This is a genomic window from Paenibacillus whitsoniae, from assembly GCF_003955665.1.
In the GTDB taxonomy this organism is placed as follows: domain Bacteria; phylum Bacillota; class Bacilli; order Paenibacillales; family NBRC-103111; genus Paenibacillus_E; species Paenibacillus_E whitsoniae.
On the sequence record NZ_RXHU01000129.1, the window covers coordinates 26,328 to 32,376 of the forward strand.

A 6,049-nucleotide genomic window follows, 5' to 3' on the forward strand; every position below is an offset into this window, starting at 1 on the left:
TGTCCGGATGGAAATAGAGCCCGACAAGAAGAAAGAACATCGAGAAATCTCGTATCAGGTCGGCTGGAAAAAAGGCAAGATCGCGTGGAAGGAAAACGAGACGGGCAGCGTGCAGGCACAGCCTGAGTCAGGCGTTGACGTGTATTTCCCTTCCGTGGACAATAAGCGGCTCAAGTTGCTGTGGCGGCCTGCGATGAGACTGCCGAGCGGGGCATTGCTTCCGTTACTTTATGCGCTGCCGATCATTTGCTTTGCCGTTACCCTTATACTAATTACAGGCCTGCGTTAACTCGGTCAGGACGCAGGAAGAGGAGGCTCACCTATGAATATGCTGCTTACGGTGATCGGCGCTTTCATCGGATTGTTTGTTACCGGCGCCGCTTTGTATACAGCGTGGACCGTCCATCATTTGTGGCGGCAGCAAGCGGCGTCTCCGCGCGCGGTCTCCCAGGTGGAAATTGCGGTTACTTATTTTTCCAAATGGACGATCTTGGATTTCTCGGCGATCGGTTTATTTCTCATCGGCTTTGTCCTGCTGCTTGCTGAACTTGTTTCGGTTCACCGGGGGCAGACGGAGGCCACTTTGCATTTTATGTACTTGCTCTCCGGCATGATCTACTGCTCACTGGGCATGCTGCTGCTCATCGTGCGGCTGACCGTGGTGCTTGCCTTCCTGCCGACGAGCACGTTACAGCGCGCTGCGGCGGTTGCGCCAGATCATCAGCACGAGCCACACAACGCTAATTAAGCCGAATATCGGATAAAGCGCCGACAGCAGCACTTTAAACCCGATATGGCTGATGAGATAACTGAGCGATAAAATCAGCAATAAGAGCACTTTCGGCGGCAGTTTGGTTCGCTGTTGAAGCTGCATGGACAGCCCGTAAGCGTCGCCTATGAATGTGGTAAATATTTCCCCATAGATGACAAGCAAGTACGCAAGCTGAGGGAGCGGGCCGAGCTTGGTCATGATCGAGCCCATCGGGATTTCGAACTGGGCGATGCCCGGCATTTGCGCCGATAAGGCATAGTGGGCGGACAGAAGCAGCAGGCCGATGCCTGCTCCGCCAAGAAGGCCGCCCCATACGAGGGTGGAGCGATTCGTCATCGCAGCGCCCATCGGCACCAGGACGGCTTGCGCCATGGCCAGGTTGAACGCGGTATACAGAAACGGGGCAAACCAGATTTGCCCGAGCGTGTCGTCGCTTGTAATGCGCAGCCAATTGCCCGAAGAAGGGGAATGCCATGTGTAGACGACAATGACGACGCTGAACAGCAGCATAATCGGGACGACGATGGAATTGACCGTCATAATGGCTTTGATGCCTCGGGTTAGAATGAGATAAGATAAAACCAACGTTACAAGGAGCCCGCTTGTATAAGACAGGTGCAGTTGTTCCTCGAAGACTGTCCCCGCACCTGCGAGCATCACTGTCGTGATGCCGAAGAGGACGACCATCATGAACAAGGAAATCCACTTGCCAATACGTTCTCCGAAAATGACTTTATTCAAATCTTCATAGGAAGCGGCTTTCAGATCGTATGCCATCAGCATCAACTGAATACCGATCCAGATGAAGAGGAGAGTGGCCAGGGCAATCGTAAGTGAAGCGAGAGATCCGTATCTTGTAAAAAATTGCAAAATCTCCTGTCCGGACGCAAAACCGGCCCCTACGACGGTGCCGATGTACGTAAAGGCCACACGGACCACCTGTGCACCAGTTCGCATAGATTGCCTCGCTTTCTATCGTTTGATATAGTACAAGGTATGTTTGTTCTAACCTTCGCATGACTGGAACTTTGGGCAAGCTCTTGGCGCAGTCTTAAGGTGAGAAGCCGACAATTCGAAGAAATGTACGGGGAGTGTCTCTTGTGAAAGAAACTCTTTTTGATTTAATTGACCAGTACGGCTATGTGGCGTTATATTTGCTGCTTGCGACGGGCATTATCGGGCTGCCGGTGCCGGATGAAACCATAATGGCCTTTGTGGGCTCGTTAATTGCGTTTGGAGGGCCTTTTGAATTTGGGCCGACGCTGCTTGTCGTGTACGCGGGTACGATGACAGGCATGATCGTCAGCTATCTGGTCGGGCATCGCTTGGGCAAGCCCTTTTTGAACCGCTACGGCCGCTGGATCAAGCTGACGCCGAGCCGCATTGAGCGCGCGGAAGGTTGGTTCAAGAAGTATGGCCTCTGGACCGTATTTTTCGGATATTTCGTTCCTGGCGTCCGGCATTTCACCTGTTATTTGTCTGGAGTAAGCGGCGTCAAGTTCTATAAATATATGCTTTACGCGGGAAGCGGCGCACTGCTGTGGTGTACAACCTTTCTTCTGCTAGGCCGGTTTATCGGCCATAACCTGGAAGGGCTGTTTCACCTGATTCATCGCTATGTCGGCTTCTCCTTGATCGCGATCGCGATTCTCATCATTATCGCGCTCATTATTATCGTACAGGTCAGGAAGCGCAAGACGGCGTCGTAAGATGCTCTGAGAGCAAGCAGCAACAAGGATTGGATAACGGAACGGCAGTTCAGGACGCGAAGCGCGTTCCGGACTGCCGTTTTGTCGTTTCTCTAAAAAAACCGGATATTGAACTAAAAAAAGCGCATTCAGCCTGGCGTCAGAATCTGCTATGCTCGGTATTATCGCATAAAACTGTTTCAAAAGGGGGATTGCGATGAAACGCATACAGGCCTTCCTGACCAACAAAAATATGCTGCTCCGCATGATTCTGTCCTACTTGATGGTAGGGCTTTTAGTTATTGTCATGTTGACTTTTGTGATCGCTTCCAAAGTGTCGGGGGATTTGACAGAAGAGATTAACCGCTCGGCGGATACCGCGATTGAGCAATCGTACAATACGGCGAGCATTGTGCTGAGCTCAACCTTCGACAATTTTGGCTCGGTGTTCGGGAGCGCGGATATTCAGGTCGGCTTTTATGACGAGGATTTTGATACGAGCACATTAGGGCGAATCGGCAATAAATTGTATGCGCTCAGCGCGAGCAATCCGCTCGTCCATTCGATTTATTTGCTGAACAGTCAGCGGAAACTGGCGTTCTCGTCGTTGTCGACGGTCAGAGACTTCGATGAGTTCTATGATCGCGGCGCGCTGGCCTTGCTCGAGAACCTGCAGCCGAACCGCTCCGGCATTTTTACCCCGCGGCATATTCATTACGCAATTGACGGCAAAAGTGACGACCGCAACCTCATCTCCGTTGTGCTTCCAAATGCCATCGGCCAGGCGACGAACGGCGCGCTGGTGCTCAATCTCGATCAACGCACCTTGCAGAGAATGGTGATGAACGGCTCAGAGAGCCGGCTTTTTCAATCGATGATTCTGAATAAGCAGGGGATCGTCATTACCCATACGAACGCCGAGAAAATCAACACGAATGTGGCGGAGCAGCCTTTTGTCCGGACGATCAGTGCATCCGCTTCTCCGAAAGGAACGTTTCAATTCAAGGAGGAGGGGCGGACCTACCGGGTTACGTACATGAAATCCGACAGCTTGGGCTGGACGTTCATCGGGATGATCGATTACGAGCAGCTCTTGGGCAAGGTGCAGGAAATGAAACGTTTTATCCTTGGTGTGACCGGCGGAATGCTGGTGGCCGTCTTCCTCATCGGCGGTTTTTTTACTCGCTGGATCTACGCGCCGATTCATCGGCTCATGACTTATGTGCATCATTCTCCCTTGGGGGCCAAGGAACGGCAAGGGGGAAGCGAACTTGATCTGCTCGGCAACACATTCCATTATTTAGAAAATAAAATTCGCGATTTACAATGGCACGTAACGGAGTACCAGTCAGCCAAACGATCGGAAGTGATCCGGCTGCTCCTCACCGGCGCATGCTCCCAAGAGAAGGAAATGCGGAAGAAGCTTGCTGGCGTCCGGATTGAATTCACGGATTCGTGCTTCGCCGTCGCTGTCTTGAAGCTGGATCATTTCCGTACCTTGCAGGAAACGTACACACAGGCCGACATTGATCTGTTCAAATACGCTGTAGCGAATATTGCTGACGAGCTCGCCTCTTCCCGCGTCTACTGCGTCTGTTTCGATAGCGGAGCCGACGAGGTTTCCCTGATCGCAAACTTTCCTGAAGATGCCTGGAAGGACCAAGACTTCGCAGCGATGTCTTCCGACATCCAAGCCAAGATCAGCGAGTTTTTGCGATTGTCCGTCACCGTTGCGGTCGGACCGAACGTATCGCAGCTGGCGGAGGTCAAGCGATCGTGGGCGGCTGCACGGAATGCGCTGCGGTATCGGCTTGTGCATGGGACCGGCTCTTACCTGAGGCCGGATGTGGAGGAGAATCGGGAGAGCCGCTCGGATCATCTGATGGCTTCGGCAGAAAAGCTCATTATGGATCAGTTGAAGCTTGGCGATCTGAACAAAGTAAGGGAAGCGCTGGAGCAATACATGGGCTTGATTCGCAGCGTACCGTTCGATGAGCTGATGCTGGCGTTGACGCAATTGTTGCTATCTACCGCAAAAGCCGCCAAAACGATGGTCGGCTCGGAGCAGCTTTCCTCGCGCATGGACATCGGGACGCTCATGGAGCAGCTCGGCACCTGGGAAACCTTGGAGGAGATTGAACGCTGGTATATGGGGATGTGCGAGCAGGCTGTTCACCTGCGTGACCGGCAAGCGCAGCACAAAAACAAATGGATTGTGGACAATATCCTGACCTACATTCATGCGCATTATGCCGAGCCCGGGCTCACGATCGATCAGCTGGTAGAGGCTGGCGGGCTTTCGCTCAATTATACGCGCAAATTGTTCAAGGACATGACGGGGCAAACGATCACGGCTTATCTAAGCGGCTACCGATTTGCCAAGGCTCAGAAGCTTCTCGTCGAAACCGATCTCCCGGCAAACCGGGTCGGGGAACTGGTTGGTTTTGATAATGCCAATTACTTCTATGTATCGTTTAAAAAACATACCGGAAAGTCGCCGGATCATTACCGAAAGCAGCATAAATTCAGCGCAAACGAGCAAGCGGCAAGCGACGTTTAAGCGCAAAGACGGGCGGAAACCTTGGAATGACGAGGGAGGAACGCCCGTTTTTTTCGTTGAAACCGCAGAAATCGATGTAAGTGGTGCAAATTCAAACAGGCTGATCGGCGGAAAACAGTGGGTTTTACCTGATTTTAAACTTTTGCCTCAAGGGACTGCAGCGTATAGTGGGGAGGGTCAACAGTCAACTTACCTGAAGGAGGACGGTACCATGAGCAGTACGCTTGCCTCGGCGCGAACAGAAGCGAAGAACGGGTTGGCGAAGCGAAAGCGCGGAGCCATCTCTACATTTATCCGGGAATTAATCGTCAATAAATTTCTGTACATGCTGGCGTTGCCGGGCATCATCTGGTTTTTCATTTTCGCATATTTGCCCATGGGGGGCATTGTGGTCGCATTTCAAGATTTTAAAGCGGTCAAAGGCATTACAGGCAGCAAGTTCGTCGGACTCAAAAACTTCCAGTTCTTCTTCCATTCCAGCGATTGGGTGAAGGTCGTGACGAATACGGTTTTCCTCAACGTTCTCTTCATCTTCTTCGGCACACTGGCGGCGGTCGCGATTGCCATTATGGTGACGGAGCTTGGGGGCAGATGGTTTAAAAAGATTTCGCAGTCGGTCATGATTTTCCCGCACTTCCTGTCCTGGACCGTCGTTGCGATGTTCATGACGGCATTCGTCGCGACAGACGGAGGCTTCTTCAATAAAATGCTGGGGCTATTTGGCATAGCGCCTGTGCAATTCTTGTCGTCGCCAGGCTACTGGCCGGTCATTCTGGTGCTGCTCAAAATCTGGCATGGCGCCGGATTCGGCTCCATCGTCTATATGGCGACGATTTCCGGGATTAATCCGGAGATTTACGAATCCGCTGCCATGGATGGCGCCAGCCGCTGGCAAAAGATCCGCTTCATCACGCTGCCGCTGCTGAAGTCCACGATCATACTGCTGACCATCCTTGCCGTCGGCGGCATCTTCAATGGCGATTTCGGCCTCATCTATGCGATTATCGGCAGAAATCCGCTGCTGTATCC

The 6,049-nt window shown here is 52.3% G+C and carries 6 protein-coding genes; 5 read left to right on the forward strand and 1 reads right to left on the reverse strand.

Going from position 1 to position 6,049, the window contains the following annotated elements; translation table 11 throughout:
* The first annotated feature begins 7 nt into the window (after positions 1-7).
* Both EJQ19_RS30365 and EJQ19_RS30370 read left to right on the forward strand, forming a co-directional pair.
* A complete protein-coding gene (locus EJQ19_RS30365) occupies positions 8-289 on the forward strand; it encodes a hypothetical protein (RefSeq protein WP_126144956.1) in 282 nt (93 codons plus the stop codon).
* Positions 290-322: 33 nt separating this feature from the next.
* Positions 323-748 (forward strand): hypothetical protein, encoded by a 426-nt coding sequence (locus EJQ19_RS30370; protein WP_126144957.1) that lies wholly within the window; start codon positions 323-325, stop codon positions 746-748.
* Here the strand turns inward: EJQ19_RS30370 and EJQ19_RS30375 are convergent.
* Entirely contained in the window at positions 689-1,729 is a 1,041-nt protein-coding gene (locus EJQ19_RS30375; RefSeq protein WP_126144958.1) for a YkvI family membrane protein, read from the reverse strand. The genes EJQ19_RS30370 and EJQ19_RS30375 overlap by 60 nt on opposite strands.
* A gap of 143 nt (positions 1,730-1,872) precedes the next feature.
* On the opposite strand from EJQ19_RS30375, the gene EJQ19_RS30380 reads away from it, so the two are divergent.
* From EJQ19_RS30380 to EJQ19_RS30390, 3 genes are all read left to right on the forward strand, one after another.
* On the forward strand, positions 1,873-2,481 hold the full coding sequence (locus EJQ19_RS30380; protein ID WP_126144959.1) for a DedA family protein: 609 nt from the start codon (positions 1,873-1,875) through the stop codon (positions 2,479-2,481).
* Between the two features lie 196 nt (positions 2,482-2,677).
* Positions 2,678-5,020 carry a helix-turn-helix domain-containing protein gene (locus EJQ19_RS30385; protein ID WP_126144960.1) on the forward strand — a complete coding sequence of 781 codons (2,343 nt, stop codon included), beginning with the start codon at positions 2,678-2,680 and terminating at the stop codon, positions 5,018-5,020.
* A 211-nt stretch (positions 5,021-5,231) separates the two neighbouring features.
* Positions 5,232-6,049: ABC transporter permease subunit (locus EJQ19_RS30390; protein ID WP_164716835.1), on the forward strand; the 818-nt coding region annotated here is incomplete at its 3' end.